Source organism: Lentilactobacillus diolivorans DSM 14421, from assembly GCF_001434255.1.
GTDB classification, from domain to species: Bacteria; Bacillota; Bacilli; order Lactobacillales; family Lactobacillaceae; genus Lentilactobacillus; species Lentilactobacillus diolivorans.
Window position 1 is genome coordinate 84,745 of sequence record NZ_AZEY01000079.1, and the last position, 14,605, is coordinate 99,349.

General features: G+C 39.7%; 15 protein-coding genes. 8 read left to right on the top strand and 7 right to left on the bottom strand.

Annotation, left to right across the window (positions count from 1 at the left end):
- The first annotated feature begins 1 nt into the window (after nt 1).
- Together FC85_RS15720 and FC85_RS08645 are read left to right on the top strand one after the other, a co-directional pair.
- Nucleotides 2–205 carry a hypothetical protein gene (locus FC85_RS15720; protein ID WP_147008546.1) on the top strand — a complete coding sequence of 68 codons (204 nt, stop codon included), beginning with the start codon at nt 2–4 and terminating at the stop codon, nt 203–205.
- Nucleotides 206–322: 117 nt separating this feature from the next.
- A complete protein-coding gene (locus FC85_RS08645) occupies nt 323–571 on the top strand; it encodes a hypothetical protein (RefSeq protein WP_057865130.1) in 249 nt (82 codons plus the stop codon).
- Nucleotides 572–665: 94 nt separating this feature from the next.
- Here FC85_RS08645 and FC85_RS08650 read toward each other — a convergent pair whose 3' ends face one another.
- The 5 genes from FC85_RS08650 to serC form a co-directional block, all read right to left on the bottom strand.
- A complete protein-coding gene (locus FC85_RS08650; protein ID WP_057865131.1) occupies nt 666–980 on the bottom strand; it encodes a DMT family transporter in 315 nt (104 codons plus the stop codon).
- Nucleotides 981–1,171: 191 nt separating this feature from the next.
- Nucleotides 1,172–1,624, bottom strand: a complete 453-nt coding sequence (locus FC85_RS08655; RefSeq protein ID WP_057865132.1) for a DUF3021 domain-containing protein — start codon at nt 1,622–1,624, stop codon at nt 1,172–1,174.
- On the bottom strand, nt 1,621–2,058 hold the full coding sequence (locus FC85_RS08660; protein WP_057865133.1) for a LytTR family DNA-binding domain-containing protein: 438 nt from the start codon (nt 2,056–2,058) through the stop codon (nt 1,621–1,623). Before FC85_RS08660 ends, FC85_RS08655 begins: the two co-directional genes overlap by 4 nt.
- A gap of 201 nt (nt 2,059–2,259) precedes the next feature.
- Nucleotides 2,260–3,426 carry a phosphoglycerate dehydrogenase gene (locus tag FC85_RS08665; protein WP_057865134.1) on the bottom strand — a complete coding sequence of 389 codons (1,167 nt, stop codon included), beginning with the start codon at nt 3,424–3,426 and terminating at the stop codon, nt 2,260–2,262.
- Between the two features lie 13 nt (nt 3,427–3,439).
- Nucleotides 3,440–4,516: a 3-phosphoserine/phosphohydroxythreonine transaminase gene (gene serC, locus FC85_RS08670; protein WP_057865135.1), complete on the bottom strand. Its 1,077-nt coding sequence runs from the start codon at nt 4,514–4,516 to the stop codon at nt 3,440–3,442.
- A gap of 387 nt (nt 4,517–4,903) precedes the next feature.
- Between serC and FC85_RS08675 the strand changes: the two genes are divergently transcribed.
- On the top strand, nt 4,904–5,533 hold the full coding sequence (locus FC85_RS08675; protein WP_057865136.1) for a histidine phosphatase family protein: 630 nt from the start codon (nt 4,904–4,906) through the stop codon (nt 5,531–5,533).
- A 355-nt stretch (nt 5,534–5,888) separates the two neighbouring features.
- Nucleotides 5,889–7,535 (top strand): peptide ABC transporter substrate-binding protein, encoded by a 1,647-nt coding sequence (locus FC85_RS08680; protein ID WP_057865137.1) that lies wholly within the window; start codon nt 5,889–5,891, stop codon nt 7,533–7,535.
- A 343-nt stretch (nt 7,536–7,878) separates the two neighbouring features.
- On the opposite strand, the gene FC85_RS08685 is transcribed toward FC85_RS08680, so the two are convergent.
- Nucleotides 7,879–8,886 carry a LacI family DNA-binding transcriptional regulator gene (locus FC85_RS08685; protein WP_057865138.1) on the bottom strand — a complete coding sequence of 336 codons (1,008 nt, stop codon included), beginning with the start codon at nt 8,884–8,886 and terminating at the stop codon, nt 7,879–7,881.
- A 185-nt stretch (nt 8,887–9,071) separates the two neighbouring features.
- On the opposite strand from FC85_RS08685, the gene FC85_RS08690 reads away from it, so the two are divergent.
- Together FC85_RS08690 and FC85_RS08695 are read left to right on the top strand one after the other, a co-directional pair.
- The gene (locus tag FC85_RS08690) at nt 9,072–10,085 is read left to right on the top strand and encodes a zinc-binding dehydrogenase (protein WP_057865139.1); all 1,014 of its coding nucleotides are present in this window, start codon (nt 9,072–9,074) and stop codon (nt 10,083–10,085) included.
- Nucleotides 10,086–10,099: 14 nt separating this feature from the next.
- Nucleotides 10,100–10,873, top strand: a complete 774-nt coding sequence (locus tag FC85_RS08695; protein WP_057865140.1) for an SDR family NAD(P)-dependent oxidoreductase — start codon at nt 10,100–10,102, stop codon at nt 10,871–10,873.
- A 457-nt stretch (nt 10,874–11,330) separates the two neighbouring features.
- Here FC85_RS08695 and FC85_RS08700 read toward each other — a convergent pair whose 3' ends face one another.
- Nucleotides 11,331–12,242, bottom strand: coding sequence for a prenyltransferase (locus FC85_RS08700; RefSeq protein ID WP_057865141.1), 912 nt, complete (start codon nt 12,240–12,242; stop codon nt 11,331–11,333).
- Nucleotides 12,243–12,349: 107 nt separating this feature from the next.
- Here FC85_RS08700 and FC85_RS08705 point away from each other — a divergent pair, with 107 nt between their 5' ends.
- Together FC85_RS08705 and FC85_RS08710 are read left to right on the top strand one after the other, a co-directional pair.
- Nucleotides 12,350–13,069 carry a demethylmenaquinone methyltransferase gene (locus FC85_RS08705; RefSeq protein ID WP_057865142.1) on the top strand — a complete coding sequence of 240 codons (720 nt, stop codon included), beginning with the start codon at nt 12,350–12,352 and terminating at the stop codon, nt 13,067–13,069.
- A gap of 299 nt (nt 13,070–13,368) precedes the next feature.
- Nucleotides 13,369–14,547 (top strand): aminotransferase class I/II-fold pyridoxal phosphate-dependent enzyme, encoded by a 1,179-nt coding sequence (locus FC85_RS08710; RefSeq protein ID WP_057865143.1) that lies wholly within the window; start codon nt 13,369–13,371, stop codon nt 14,545–14,547.
- The last annotated feature ends 58 nt before the right edge of the window (nt 14,548–14,605 follow it).

The following is a 14,605-nucleotide window of genomic DNA, read 5'->3' on the forward strand; positions in this document are numbered from 1 at the left end:
AATGAAGAAGCTGAAGAAAAGGCCGAGGATGTTCTTTTGGTTAATGATTGTCTTGTTGACCATCTGGGAAGTCTTACTTATCGGTTATTTATTGTGGATTGATCGAGAAGAATTGATGTACCGCAAACTACAAATATTTGTGGTTTTCACTACAAGTGTTGTATTTGGCTGGTTAATTGTAAAAAGCTGGCGATCTGATCGATAACCATGAAAAAACTATTTTCAATTGAAGCTCGTTGATGATTCTCCTGGTTAGGCAAAAGCCACTATTTTTTTGAGGCGCAAACTATTCTACCAGACCTGAAAGGAAGCTTAAAAGCAAATGAAATCAAATAACAATCAAGATATCACCCAATATCCAAAGTGGTTTCAACGGTTCATGAAAATCAATAATAGTTGGACATTACTTACCGTTGCCATCATTTCTGGAGCGATCGGCTATGTTTTTAACAATGCCTATTTCTATATTATTGCGTTTATTGCCGGAATGGTTGATTTTGTTACGGGAGTTGCAATACTGGTTGAAATGCCAGTCCACATTTTCAGAAACCGCAATCGGAAACATAGGTAAATAAATTGGGTCTAATAATTAGACGCGTGGATTACAAGTGTTTGTAATAAAAAACGAGACTGGGACAACTCTTTAATTCCCGTCTCGTATATGGTTAACTTGTCATTTTAATGCCGACGATGCTTACCAGAAGCAATATCACGAATAGCCAAGTTACTAGTGATAATTTATCACCAAATAATATAATCCCGGCAATCACTGTTCCCACAGCCCCAATGCCAGTCCAAACCGGGTACGCGATCCCAATTGGCAAAGTTTTCGTTGCATGGGCCAGCAACAGGAAACTAATGATCATGCCCACAATTGTGACAATGGTAGCGCTGGGTTGTGTGAATCCATGACTGAATTTCATGGCGATGGCCCAAACAACCTCAAATAATCCTGCAATAATTAAATATATCCAATTCATAAAAAAATCCTCCTAGTACGCAAAAAGAGTACCCCCAACAATCCCTTCTAAGACCTAACGGAATTGTCAAAAGTACTCAAAGTTTCTACCCGGTGGCAGTTGTATTAATTTCAATTTATCATAGCACATTTGGGAGAGAAAACAAATTAGTGTGAACTGATTGGGGTAGGCTTGACTGTCCATAAGCACCATTAAGATTGATTTTTTAATTTTCGATTAATTGATTTAACTTCGTTTTTGGCAATTAGCATGTTAATTGAAAATACAATAGCGTAAACGACTAAAAATGTTCCTGTAAATCCGATAATTTGACCGATATTTAGTGGAAACCAGCCGCTTAGGATTGCCAAGGGAAGAAACCCAAAGTATGAGATTGTTAAATGAACAATTGTCATTTTGGCAATACTCCAATCAGTTCGTGTGAAGACTAAGGCACCTACAGAGAAAACAATCCCAATTAGTGACCAAATGAACACAGAAATACAGGTTGCACTTAATGTTCCGCTAAATTGTGCTGTCCATGCCGGTGAAGAAGGGTAGTAATTCTTTGCACCGTTTAAGTATGAAAATACTAATGATAGAATTAATCCAATAAATGTGCCAAGAATGATGCCAATTAGTGCTTGAATGCTAATTCGTTTCATTGCAATCGCTCCTTTACTTTTTTGAGATACCTTCTAGAAGAGCTGGTTTGATAACCATTCTTAAAATATATTATGATAATGCCGGTCTTGTTAATTTGAAATTCTTTAACAAAGTTGAGATTAATGATTTCAGTGTTGGAAATCCTGATAAAAGCTTCTGGCAATGTTTCTTCCAACTCGTATAGTCGTTTACTAACTAATAGTTCTTTTTGATCTTGTGTCAGCGTGTAAACCTTCTTTTTAGCTGTGTAAAATGTAATGCAGGTTCCAAGTGAGATCATGTAGTGTCGCCGGTTATGGTTTGCAATAATGGTTTCTTCGTCTTGTCCCCGAATGAAATCAATAATTTTGTTAATCAGCGTTGTTCGTTTGTTTATTCCAAGTAGAAGGGTGTTGTCATCTAGTGTGTGAATAATTTTAACTTCAATCTTCATGTGGTCGGGCCTCCTCTCTTCACTTTCATTTTATGGGTTTTTATTAATAAAGGATATGTCTAAGAGATAAGTGGTCGTTATTTGTGATAAGTGGTTAAAATAATTTCCTTTCATAGGTGATGGTTGGCACAAAAAAGATGACCTCTAGCAATTATTCTTTGCTTCAGTCACCTTTTTATCAAATGTTGGATAAAATAAAAATTATTTTTTCAAAACTCGCACACGGAATACTGCATCGATTTTGCTTAATCGGGCGATCAACGCATTGTCTTCCTCATTTTTCAAATTCTCTAAGTCAATAATGGTATAAGCCACGTTTTCACGAGCAGCGTTACTCATTCCCTCAATGTTGATTCCGGCATTTGCAAGGGCAGTCGCAATTTGACCCACCATATTAGGGATGTTTTTATGAATTAAAGTTACACGATAGGGTGTTTGAAACGGTACTTGAAGATTGGGTAAATTGACTGAGTTCGTAATATTCCCAGTTTCTAAATAGGTCATAATTGTCCGAGCACCCTGAGTCGCACCATTGACCTCAGCTTCTTGAGTAGAACCCCCAATGTGTGGTGTGACAATAACGTCATCACGATTGAGGAGGATGTTATCGCCAAAGTCAGTCATATAGGTTTGCACACGATGGGCGTCTAAAGCTTTGATGACGGCTTGGTTGTCAACAATGCCGCCACGCGAGTAATTAAATAGCCGAACGCCATCCTTCATAATCGCAAGTTGTTCTTTGCCAATTAGACCGGTTGTTTCCTCGTTCTTAGGGACATGAACAGTAACGTAATCGGCGTTGCTGATAGCTTCAGCCAAAGTTCGCGCTCTGGTAATTGTTGTTGAGATATGCCAGGCAGCATCAGCTGATAGATAGGGATCGTAACCAATAACATTCATGCCAAGTGCACTAGCTGCATTGGCGACAAGCGAACCAACGTGACCAACGCCAATGACTGCTAAGGTTCGGCCCGTTAGCTCGGTGCCCTTAAATTTGGTCTTATCATGTTCTGTTCGTAACGAAATATCTGCCCCGCTATTTTGAGCAGCATAAGCAGCCGCCGCAAATAGATTTCGTGACGACGCAACCAAGAGTGAAACGATTAATTCTTTAACAGCGTTGGCATTACTCCCAGGGGTGTTGAAAACGGCTGTTCCATTTTCAGTTGCCCGGTCTAATGGAATATTGTTGAAGCCAGCGCCAGCCCGTGCAATGACTTTCAAAGTTTTCGGTAAGGTTTCCTTGTGTAAATTTACGGAACGAATCAGATAGGCATCAGCATCATCTGTTTGGTTAATTTGATACTGATCAGTAAATTGATCTAATCCGGCTTGAGCGATTGCGTTATATGTTTTTACTTGATACATCTTATTTCCCCCTCTAATGTTGTCTTTCAAAATTGTGCAAGAAATCGACCAGTGCTTGAACACCTGCTAATGGCATTGCATTATATAAACTGGCTCGCAGACCACCAACACTACGATGTCCCTTTAAGTTCATTAAGCCGGCATCGGTTGTTGCTTGGATGACTTGTTTATCCAGATCGGCATCACCAGTTGTGAACGGGATGTTTGTAAGCGAACGGTCAGTTTTCTTAATGTGATTGCTAAACAATTTGGAGTCGTCTAAGAAATCATATAGTAATGCTGATTTTTGACGATTGATTCTTTCAATTTCGGCGATACCGCCTTGCTGTTTTAACCACTTGAGGACTAATCCTGATGCGTAAATTGCGAAGACAGGTGGCGTATTGAACATCGAGTTCTTTTTAACAAATAAGTTGTAATTAAGAATGCTGGGGATGTGTTCAACTGGTTTAACCAGATCATCCCGGATAATGGCAATTGTGACACCGGCTGGGCCGACATTTTTTTGAACACCCGCAAAAATAAGGCCAAAATCAGTAACCTTGTATTCCTCAGCTAAAAAGTTTGAGGATAGATCACCGACCAACGTGACATTCCCATGTTCTGGAAGTTGATGGTAAGCTGTTCCTTCAATGGTATTATTCGTTGTAATGTGCAGGTAATCGTAATCCTTGTTGGAAATGGGATTAGGCATCTGCGGCAATTCTTGATAATGGTCATCTTTAGTTGAAGCCAAAACATCAACTTGAACGCCTAAGTTGGCTGCTTCGTCGCCAGCCCGGGTTGCCCAATGACCACTGTCTAGGAGTGCAATCCGTTTGTGATTGGTGGCAAGATTTAGAGGAGCAGCTGCAAACTGACCGGTACCGCCACCTTGGAAGAAGAGAATATGGTAATTATCAGGAATATGCATAAGGTCTCTCAGATCTTGTTCAGCAGTGTTGATGATATTATCGAAAAGTGAAGACCGATGTGAGATCTCCAGAATGCCCATTCCCGTGCCATCAAGCGATGGTAGTTCTTCTTGGATCTGTTTGATGACCGGATCAGGAAGGGTTGCCGGACCAGCTGCAAAATTATAAACTGTCATAAATAAAAACTCCCTTATCAAAAATTAAAAGCTCTCACGGATTTAATAATCACCATGAGAGCTTGTTCGCTACGTTATTAGCGGTCTCACAGTGATGAAAAGTTCATCCATGTCAGGCCTTTTGTTTAATAATTCACACCAAAAGATGGCCTACACAGATGTCACCGTAGACCAGGAGGAAGATGTAGTTGTTAGCTTGATTAAATTAACGTTCATCATTCTGACCTCCATTTCTTATAACTAAAATCTAACAGAACTCTCAGAGAAAAGCAACCAGAATTATTGAATATTATTTTTTGTCAGGTGAAATATGTAGCCAAATTAGGTCAAAGAGTGCATAATAATTCCTAACACATTCATTTTAAGATGAACAATGGAGGAACGTTAATGACCGATTTTTACTTTATTCGACATGGCAAGACGCCAGCAAATGCAGACGGAATCAAGCAGGGAACTATTAATACCACTGAAACTTATCTTTCGGAAACCGGCAGGAAGCAAGCGCAAACGCTACACGAACACTTTGATATTTCATTTGCCGATCGAATCATTTCAAGCCCACTGCAGCGGACTAAAGAGACGACGAAGATTCTTAATCAAACCGCAAACTTACCGGTAACTTATGATAAACGATTGTTGGAAATCTCCTACGGAAAATGGGATGGTCAGAAAAATAAAGACTTGGAAGCTGTTTATCCAGATGTATTTGATCATGTTTTACATGATGTTTTACCGACATACGCACCATTAGCTAATGGTGAAACATTTGAGGATGTTATCTCGCGAGCAGGTCAGTTTATGGTTGATACTGCTCAGCAATATCCCCAAGACAGGATTATTGTTGTGACTCATGGTTTTACAGTCAAAGCGGCAGTATTAACTGCATTGGGAGATCCAGATAAAAAGATGGCTGTAGAAGAGCCTGATAATACCAGCGTTACTAAAATTACAAAGGATATTAATTCGGGAACCTACTACTTAAGATATTTCAATCGAATGGTTAATTCGGAATTTTAATTTGACAAATAATTCACCATCCGTTATAGTTTGACTCAGTAAATAACGAAGGAGGAAGCCACCAATGCAATTATCAGCTGCTCAACTTATGTGTTGCTCAATGTGTCAAGTTCAGGTTAGCACTGATCGTGGCTTCTTTGGTAAAACCATCATTTAGTTGGGCATTTAAATGGACTCGGGTGAGTTTAGCAAACTAATGATGACCCAAAAGTGTCGCAGTTTCAGTGTTAACACTGAAGCTGCGGCACTTTTTCTTTGTTTAAATTTTTGAATAAGGTGGCGGTGGATTTGGATTCTTGTTGTCCGATGCAAAGTGAAGTGAAAAAATTAAGCAATTATTCTGGAGGAATTTAAAATGCGAAAGTTTAGATCGATTCTATTAGTGGCCGTTCTTGGGTTAGTTGTAATTGGACTTGCGGCTTGCCAAAAATCACCGGCTAAAAAGTCGACTTCAAGTGACAAAGCTGTTTTGAATCTTAGCACCACCGCACCACTTGATACAATTGATATTTCTAAGGCGACTGGTTATGGTCAAACCGGAAATGTGTTTGAGAGCTTTTATCGATTAGGTAAGAATGGCAAACCAACGGCCGGTTTAGCAAAAAGCAGTCAGGTTTCCAAAGATGGTAAAACGTGGACATTCACGTTGCGTAACGCTAAGTGGAGCAACGGCGATAAAATTACTGCTCAAGATTTTGTTTATTCATGGCGACGAACAGTAACACCAAAGACTAAATCAACTTATGCATATTTATTCAGTGGGATTAAAAACGCCGATCAAATTGCAGCTGGGAAGGTTTCACCAAGCAAGATTGGAATTAAAGCCTTGAATAACAAGACTGTTCAAATTCAACTGGATAAACCAATCGCTTACTTTAAGGTTTTAATGGCTTACCCACTATTTGGACCCCAGAATCAAAAAGTGGTTGATAAATACGGTAAAAAGTATGGGACTCGTTCAAAATATATGGTTTACTCCGGCCCATTCAAAATCCAGAACTGGAATGGGACTGGTAATAAATGGCAGTTTGTTAAGAACAACCAGTATTGGGATAAGTCTGTTGTTAAGCTGAAGAAAATTAATTATACCGTGGTTGAAAGCCCAACCACCGGCTTAGAACTCTATCAGCAGGGCAAACTTGATTTAACACCACTTTCAAATACCCAAATTAAAAATTATAAAAACAATTCGCAATTTAAGCAATATCCATATTCAGTTGTCGGTTACTTGAAATATAATTTTAAGGATGCCAATCCAACGAAGCGGAAGATATTAAATAACCGTAACATCCGACTCGCAATGTCGTTATCGATTAATCGGAAACAGTTAACTCAGAAAGTTCTCGGTGATGGGTCAGCAACCCCAACTGGATTTGTTGCTTCTGATCTTGCTAAGAATCCTAAAACCGGTGAAGACTTTTCAAAAGAACAGGCGGTTCCTAATGCGGTCGATCACAATGAGAAGTTAGCACGGCAATATTGGAAAAGGGGATTAAAACAACTTGGGATTAAGAAAGTAAATCTAACAATTTTGGGTGCCAATGATGATCCAACAACCAGCCCAATTTCACAATATTTAAAAGCTCAATTTGCCAAGGTGTTGCCAGGATTTACGTTAAATATTAGAAATATTCCCTCTAAGGCCTCTAATGAACAAGAATTAAAGGGCGATTTTGATATTAGTTTGTCGGGATGGGGCGCTGACTTTAATGATCCAATTTCATTCCTACAGATTCCGTTGACGGGAACATCGTATAATAGCGGAAAATATAGTAATGCGAAATTTGATTCGTTGGTAAAGCGTGCTCAAAATCAAGATGCCAATAATCCAGAGAAACGCTGGGATGATTTGGTTCAAGCAAGTCGATTATTTAGTAAGGATCAGGGAATGACACCACTGTACCAACAAGTTACTTCGTATTTGCAGAAACCAGGCTTGAAGGGTGTCATTCATAATACTGCTGGTACGCAGTGGAATTACAAATACGCAACCGTTAAGTAACATCAACAAGATCGTTAAAAAGGTTAGTTGATAGGAAGTCAGCTCATTTAAATATCTGAATAGTGAAATCAAAGGAAGCCAGAGCGGGACAAAAGGCGGTTAACTTCCAGAGTGTAATTGGATTATCCGAATATTCTGAACTTGAATATTTGGATAATTCGGTTACACTCTGGAAGTTGCCTTTTGTCCCGCGTTTTCGCTCGATAACAATCGTGTTTACATGAATAGAGGCTGGGATAAATGACTTTTGTCCCAGCCCATTTGTGTCATCATGATTATTACCGAGTGGAAATGTGAGGAAACTAAGCGTTTTTTACCTCACTCTTTATTTTGATTTCATTGGCTATAGAGAATGGCCACTAATTCTTTTTGCTGGAATAATAATCGGTGGCAACTGAATGCGCGGCTGATTGGCTTTTATCGCTTCTAATAACAAACTAGCGGCATTTTGCCCCATTTTAAGTGGATCTTGCTGGATTAAATCAATTCCATTGCCAACAAATTGGGCCCAATTCCAGTCATCAAAGCTGGTTAATCCAATATCGTCAGGAAAACTTAAATGTAGCATATTGATGGCCGACAATGTTTTGAATAGTAACGGCCCCATTAATGAGACTAAGGCGGTCTTTTGAGGCTTTTTAGTAACATGTTTGCGGATTTGGTTTGCGATCCATTCGTTTGTGTGATTGGTCACATTAACGTTAATGATAGGAATTGCGTTGTGATGGGCAACTTTTGTAAATCCGTCGATTCTTGGAATTTGAGCAGAGGTTTCTACCGTTGAGCTGCTAATCAGAATCATTTTTTGATAACCCAACTTAATTAGTTCTGTTGCCATGGCCTCACTTGCTTGACCATTATTAGTGGTTACTTTGCCAATAAATTTTGGTTGATCTTTAATATAACGATCCACGGTTACAAACGGGACGTTAGCGTCAAGAACAAACTGGTAATTTTGAAAATAATTCTGGCTTGGTTGAATAATCAAACCATCAATTTGTTGTTCCAGCAGGCGGTTAATTCCTTTGTGTTCTTCGTCTGAGGAGTTGTTTGCGTTTAATAGGAGCACGCTGTAATTAAGTGGTTGGAGAATTTCATAAATGCCGCTAAATAACAACGAGGAAAAGACATTAGAAATATCCCCAACGATAACACCAATCATTTTTGATTCATGCGTTCGCATTCGCCGAGCAGAAGCAGACGGTCGATAATTAAGCTGCTTAATAACAGTTTCAATTTTTTCCTTTGTGACATCACTCATCTTGCCGTAATTCTGATTAATAAATCGTGAAACGGTTGTAACGGACACACCCGCAGCTTTTGCGACGTCTGATATGGTTATATTTTTCATTTGGAAACCTCTTATTATTAGATAAGCTAATTTTAGGGCAAAACGTGACCTAATACAATTAGCTGATAAACCTCAATGAAGGTGTCTCAGATTGAATATGTTGACAAGGTTAAAGAGAGGGGGTATATTTTTGGTGTATCGATACACCATTTTTAGTAAGCGATTTCATCTAAGGAGAATGAGCTATGAAAGCGATTGTTATTTCTGGTAAAGGAAAGATTGATTTAACGAATGTTACTGATCTTGTTAAGCAAGCCAACCAAGTAATTTTTAGTCCGAAATTTGTTGGTATTTGCGGTTCTGATCTTCACTATCTAGCAGATGGGTCGGTTGGCCAATCGGTGATTCGAGAGCCCTTAATTCCGGGGCATGAAGTCAGTGGGACATTGGATGAATCGGTTGTCATTGATGGTAAGACAATTCCCCAGGGAACTAAAATTACGGTTCATCCAGCAACATTTGGTGATAAGCAGGATAGGATTGCTGCGTATCCAGAAATTTGGCCAAACGGTCGTTATTTAGGATCCGCGCAATACTTACCACATACTCAAGGCGGAATGGTTGAACAAATGGCTGTACGACCAGATCAAGTTCGAGTTGTTCCTGATAACGTTTCATTGGAGTCTGCTGCATTAGCTGAACCGTTATCAGTGGGTTTACATGCAATTCAACTAGCAGGTGGCGTAAAAGGTAAAAAAGTTTTGGTTTCAGGTGCGGGGCCGATTGGACTACTCGCCGCGGGTGGTGCTGTTACGCTTGGAGCAAATAGTGTCACCGTTTCGGATGTTTTGGATGAACCTTTAGCCCGGGCTAAAAAATTAGGCGTTCAAAGAAGAATTAATGTTGCCAAGGAATCATTACCAACTAATGAGTTTGATTTGATTCTTGAATGTTCTGGTGCGGCACCGGCTATCAGTGCATCATTTAAGGCGGCGGCTTTAGGTGCGACAATTATGCAAGTGGGAATGATGATTGATCAGAGTATCCCTTTAAATATTTCATCAATTAATGGCAAAGAATTAACCTATCGAGGAAGTTTCAGGTTCAAAAATGAAATTGATCAGGCATTGCAGATTCTTAGTAAAAATCCGGTAATCAGCACCGTTATCACACAAATATTTAAGGCTGGCAACTATCGGAAAGCCTTTGAGGTTGCCAAGGACGCAAAGCAATCCGCTAAAGTACTCATTGAAATGTAACGGAGGGATTTATAATGGCAAAATTTGATCGTAATAGTTTTTCGCTAAAAGGCAAAGTGGCATTAGTTACCGGCGGCGCTCGTGGATTAGGAAAATATTATTCAATTGCGTTGTCGATGTATGGTGCGAATGTGTTCGTTGTCAGCCGAAAACAGGATGGTTGGGCTGAGTTGAAACAAATCGTTGAGAAGAATGGTCAACAAATTGACTTTCTGAGCCAAGATATTACTGTATCAGGAGCAGCAGAAAAAGTTATTCAAGCGGTTATTGAGCGATTTGGTAAGTTGGATATCTTGGTAAATAACGCCGGGATGCAGCTCCGAAATGATGTCTTGGATTTCAAAGATGACGATTGGCTGAAAGTAATTGATTTAAATTTAAACGCCAGTTATTTTTTGGCACATGCTGCCGCAAAGGTAATGGCTGAACAAAAGTCTGGTAAGATTATCAATATTGGCTCCATGCAATCATATCGGGCTGGCAAACGCATTTTTCCATATGCAGCAAGTAAGCACGGTATTTTGGGCTTGACGAGAGCATATGCTGATGCTTTAGCGCCTTATCATATTCAAGTTAACGGGTTAGCTCCCGGATACATTACGACTGATATGACCAAAGCACTTCAAACCGATCCGGTTAGAGGGCCAGAAATTAAGGCGCACATTCCATCAGGTGAATGGGGCGTTCCCGAAGAATTGATGGGACCCATGGTGTTCCTGGCAAGTTCGGCCTCAGACTATGTGACTGGTGTGATGTTGCCTGTGGATGGCGGTTATTTATTAAGGTAGTTTGTTTTTATTATTCAAATAAATAAATGGCGATTTATTTTCTCAAAATGCAACAAATCAGAGTGCACCAAAAGTTGTCTTTGGGCGCACATTTCCACTCGGTAATAATCGTGATTACACAAAACGGCAGGATGGGGCAATAGTCTTTTTTCACAGTCTCTGTTAGTGTCAACACGATTGTTACTAAGCAAAAACGCGGGACAAGAGGCAACTTCCGGCCGTGTAACCGAATTATCCAAATATTCAAATTTAGGATATCTCACTGAACTTGTTACTTAGTTAAAAAACGTGGACCGGCAAACGGACCCCGGTCATAGAAGCCCCCTAACTTAACATTCCAAAATTGGGAATATCAAGTTAGGGGGGCTTCTATTCTGGGGCCTAATCACTTGCTGGTCCGCTCTGTTTATTTAGTGGGTGGTAGATAGGTTAAACATCAGGAAAAAATGATTCAAAGTTAGGCAAAAAATGAATAGATCCAGTAAATCAGAAACCCAAGGCATAGTCCTAATGAACCACTAATTAGGATTTTAACAGAGCAAACAAATGTTTTAACTTTAATTTGTTCGTGAGTAAATAATTTCATCTGTTTAATGATAAACGGTAAAGGCAACAGAATTGAAATTAGCGTGATTGGATAAACGTTGATGTAAATTGCCAAGAAGACTAATAAAATTGCTAGAATATTGGCGATGTTCCATAAGAGAACGGAATGCTTTACACCAAGATAGTGAACAATGGTGTGCCGATGATTTTTCTCATCTTCTTGAGCATCACAGATGTTATTAGCAAACATAATATTACCAATCCAAACGAACTCAGGCGAAGCGGCTAAAAAAATATGCCATAATAAATGTGGGGTCCAAGTGAAGATTTGATACGAGTTGATATAAACCGAAATAACGACAATCATGACACCCATTGTGAAGCCGGAAGCCAGTTCACCGAAAGGCGTGTTGGATATCGGCAATGGACCGGCGGCGTATAATAAACCAATTAGAAAGCAAAAAAGTCCCATCCATAATAGTGGCAAGCCAACTTCGTAGGTAAGGTAAATGCCAATTAGTGCTGAGGGGATAAACATTAATGACATGATTGTTCGAAGCAGGTTTAACGAGATATGCTTGCGGCCGATAACGTTTGTCCCTTTTTTAAAATCTTCCTGATCAGAGTGTTGATAGTCGTTATAATTATCCCAAATATCAACGAACATATTGAACAGGAACATCGCTATAAAGAATAAAATGGCATAAATCGGATTGGTTGAATTTAGGAAATACCAGCTGAAAAAAAGCCCAACAATAAACGGAAAGACGCTGGCAGATTTGGCCTTAAATTCAACTAATTCTAAGAAAGTTGATAAACTCATGTAAAGCCTCCATAATTATCATATATATGTGAAGCTGAATGATTCTAAAAATTGGCAGTTCAGCTCACAGTTTGTTGCTAAATAAATTATACCAAAGGAGTTGGCTTATGGGCCTGACAAATCGTACCCCGGAACAAAAAGTCGCATCCATGTTTGATAAAATTGCGCCTAACTATGATGCCATGAATTCGTTGATTAGTCTTGGTGGACATCGTCACTGGCGCAAAATTACGATGAAAGAATTAAACATTCAGCGGGGAAGTTTCGCAATTGATGTGTGTTGTGGAACCGGAGATTGGACGATTGCATTGGCGAAAGCTGTTGGTCCGGCTGGACAGGTTGTTGGCTTGGACTTTAGTGACGAAATGTTAAAAATTGCTCAAAAGAAAGTTTATCAACAAGGCTTGCAGGATCGAATCACTTTGGTGAAGGGGGATGCCATGCAGCTACCTTATCATGATGGGATATTTAACGTTGCGACAATCGGGTTTGGATTACGGAACGTTCCAGATGCCAATCAGGTTCTTCATGAAATGGCGCGGGTGGTTATCCCTGGAGGAACCGTTGCCTGCCTTGAAACATCACAACCGACCAATCCAGTCATTAAGCTGGGTTGGCGGGCTTATTTTAGCCTGGTACCGTTAATGGCAAAAATTGTCGTTAATAAATATCATGAATATGATTATTTACAGCGAACAACCGATGAATTTGTTTCGGCAAAAGAATTAGTTAAGATGTTCCAAAAAGCTGGATTAATAAATGTTTCCTATCAGACGTTTACGTTTGGTGCTGCTGCTCTGCATTTGGGAAAACGGCTAAGACCATAGGAGAATGGCGATTATTCAGATTTTGTCTTGCTTCACAAGATTAAAACGGTTATCATATACGTAACTTATTCTTAGGAGTTTTTAATTATGGAAAATAATTGTCGAACTCAGTTGAATAGTTGTCGTTATTACTTTTGGTTTTTCCAGATCTGATCTGTGATAAGCCAAGAGGTTTTCGTAATGGAAATTAAAAGGCCGCGCAGATCAGCAATTGACTGTGCGGGATTAAACCAATGGTGGGTCCTTTCAGTCAATCAATGACTGGGAGGACCCTATTTTTGAGAGGAGATTTACCAAGTATGAGTAAATTATCAGAAAGAATGAATAAGCGGGTCGCAGCATTGTCACCGTCATCAATTTTGACGTTTAATCAAAAGATCTCAACAATTCCAGACATTGTGAAGTTAACGTTGGGGGAACCGGATTTTAACACGCCTGAACATGTTAAGCAGGCGGCAATTACGAGCATTGAAAATAATGAAAGTCATTATACCAATTCACGGGGAACAATTGGTCTCCGAAAAGCGGCGACTGGTTTTTTAAAGCAAAAATATGGATTGAATTATGATCCGGAAACCCAAATTTTGATTACTGCTGGAGCAACTGGAGCTATTTATTCAGCACTAACAGCGATGCTTAATCCTGGTGATACCGTCATTATTCCAACTCCGATTTTTCCACTATACATCCCGATTGCGATGCTGGGTGGTGCCAAACCAATCTTTGTTGATACTTCGGATAACGGATTCATCCTATCTCCCGAAAAATTGCAGGCAGCGATTGAAGAAAATAAGGATACCGTCAAGGCAGTTATTTTAAACTTCCCAACTAATCCAACCGGTGTAACATATCATAAGGACGATTTGCAAAAATTAGCTGATGTTATTTCGCAGTATGATATTTTCTGCATCAGTGATGAAATATACAGTGAATTGACCTATGATGGTACGCATGTATCGATGGGATCCATCCTGCCAGAGCAGACATTAGTGATGAACGGTGTTTCCAAATCTCATGCGATGACTGGCTGGCGGATTGGCATGATCTGCGGACCAGCTGATGTTATCACTGAAATTGGTAAGGTAAGTGAATTCACAATTACGTCATGCACGGCGAATGCGCAAGCTGCTGCACAAGAAGCTTTCACTAATGGATTAAATGATGCTGCCCCAATGAGAGCTGAATACTTGAAGCGGCGCGATTTATTGACTGCCGGTCTGAAAAAAGCAGGCTTTACTTGTCCCAATCCCAATGGTGCCTTCTACATTTTCGCCAAGATTCCGGCAGAATTGAATCAAAACAGTGTTGAATTTTGTTACGAATTAGCTGAAAAAGCTAAAGTTGCTGTTATTCCCGGTGCTTCATTTGGTCCTGGTGGTGAAGGATACGTTCGGATTAGTTATGCGGCCAGTGAAGCAGATCTTAAAAAAGCTGTTGAAAGGATTCAAAAGTTTGTTGGTGAAAAGGCAAGCGTTTAATTTGGAAACCAGTTTGCGCTTGGTAGAGTGGCTACGGCTAACAAACCAACACAATAAA

Coding starts and splice junctions, on each gene's coding strand:
- FC85_RS08705 (WP_057865142.1), top strand. CDS start 12,350: ATGGGCCTGACAAATCGTACCCCGGAACAAAAAGTCGCATCCATGTTT.
- serC (WP_057865135.1), bottom strand. CDS start 4,516: ATGACAGTTTATAATTTTGCAGCTGGTCCGGCAACCCTTCCTGATCCG.
- FC85_RS08680 (WP_057865137.1), top strand. CDS start 5,889: ATGCGAAAGTTTAGATCGATTCTATTAGTGGCCGTTCTTGGGTTAGTT.
- FC85_RS08660 (WP_057865133.1), bottom strand. CDS start 2,058: ATGAAGATTGAAGTTAAAATTATTCACACACTAGATGACAACACCCTT.
- FC85_RS08665 (WP_057865134.1), bottom strand. CDS start 3,426: ATGTATCAAGTAAAAACATATAACGCAATCGCTCAAGCCGGATTAGAT.
- FC85_RS08645 (WP_057865130.1), top strand. CDS start 323: ATGAAATCAAATAACAATCAAGATATCACCCAATATCCAAAGTGGTTT.
- FC85_RS08710 (WP_057865143.1), top strand. CDS start 13,369: ATGAGTAAATTATCAGAAAGAATGAATAAGCGGGTCGCAGCATTGTCA.
- FC85_RS08700 (WP_057865141.1), bottom strand. CDS start 12,242: ATGAGTTTATCAACTTTCTTAGAATTAGTTGAATTTAAGGCCAAATCT.
- FC85_RS08650 (WP_057865131.1), bottom strand. CDS start 980: ATGAATTGGATATATTTAATTATTGCAGGATTATTTGAGGTTGTTTGG.
- FC85_RS08655 (WP_057865132.1), bottom strand. CDS start 1,624: ATGAAACGAATTAGCATTCAAGCACTAATTGGCATCATTCTTGGCACA.
- FC85_RS15720 (WP_147008546.1), top strand. CDS start 2: ATGAAGAAGCTGAAGAAAAGGCCGAGGATGTTCTTTTGGTTAATGATT.
- FC85_RS08675 (WP_057865136.1), top strand. CDS start 4,904: ATGACCGATTTTTACTTTATTCGACATGGCAAGACGCCAGCAAATGCA.
- FC85_RS08685 (WP_057865138.1), bottom strand. CDS start 8,886: ATGAAAAATATAACCATATCAGACGTCGCAAAAGCTGCGGGTGTGTCC.
- FC85_RS08690 (WP_057865139.1), top strand. CDS start 9,072: ATGAAAGCGATTGTTATTTCTGGTAAAGGAAAGATTGATTTAACGAAT.
- FC85_RS08695 (WP_057865140.1), top strand. CDS start 10,100: ATGGCAAAATTTGATCGTAATAGTTTTTCGCTAAAAGGCAAAGTGGCA.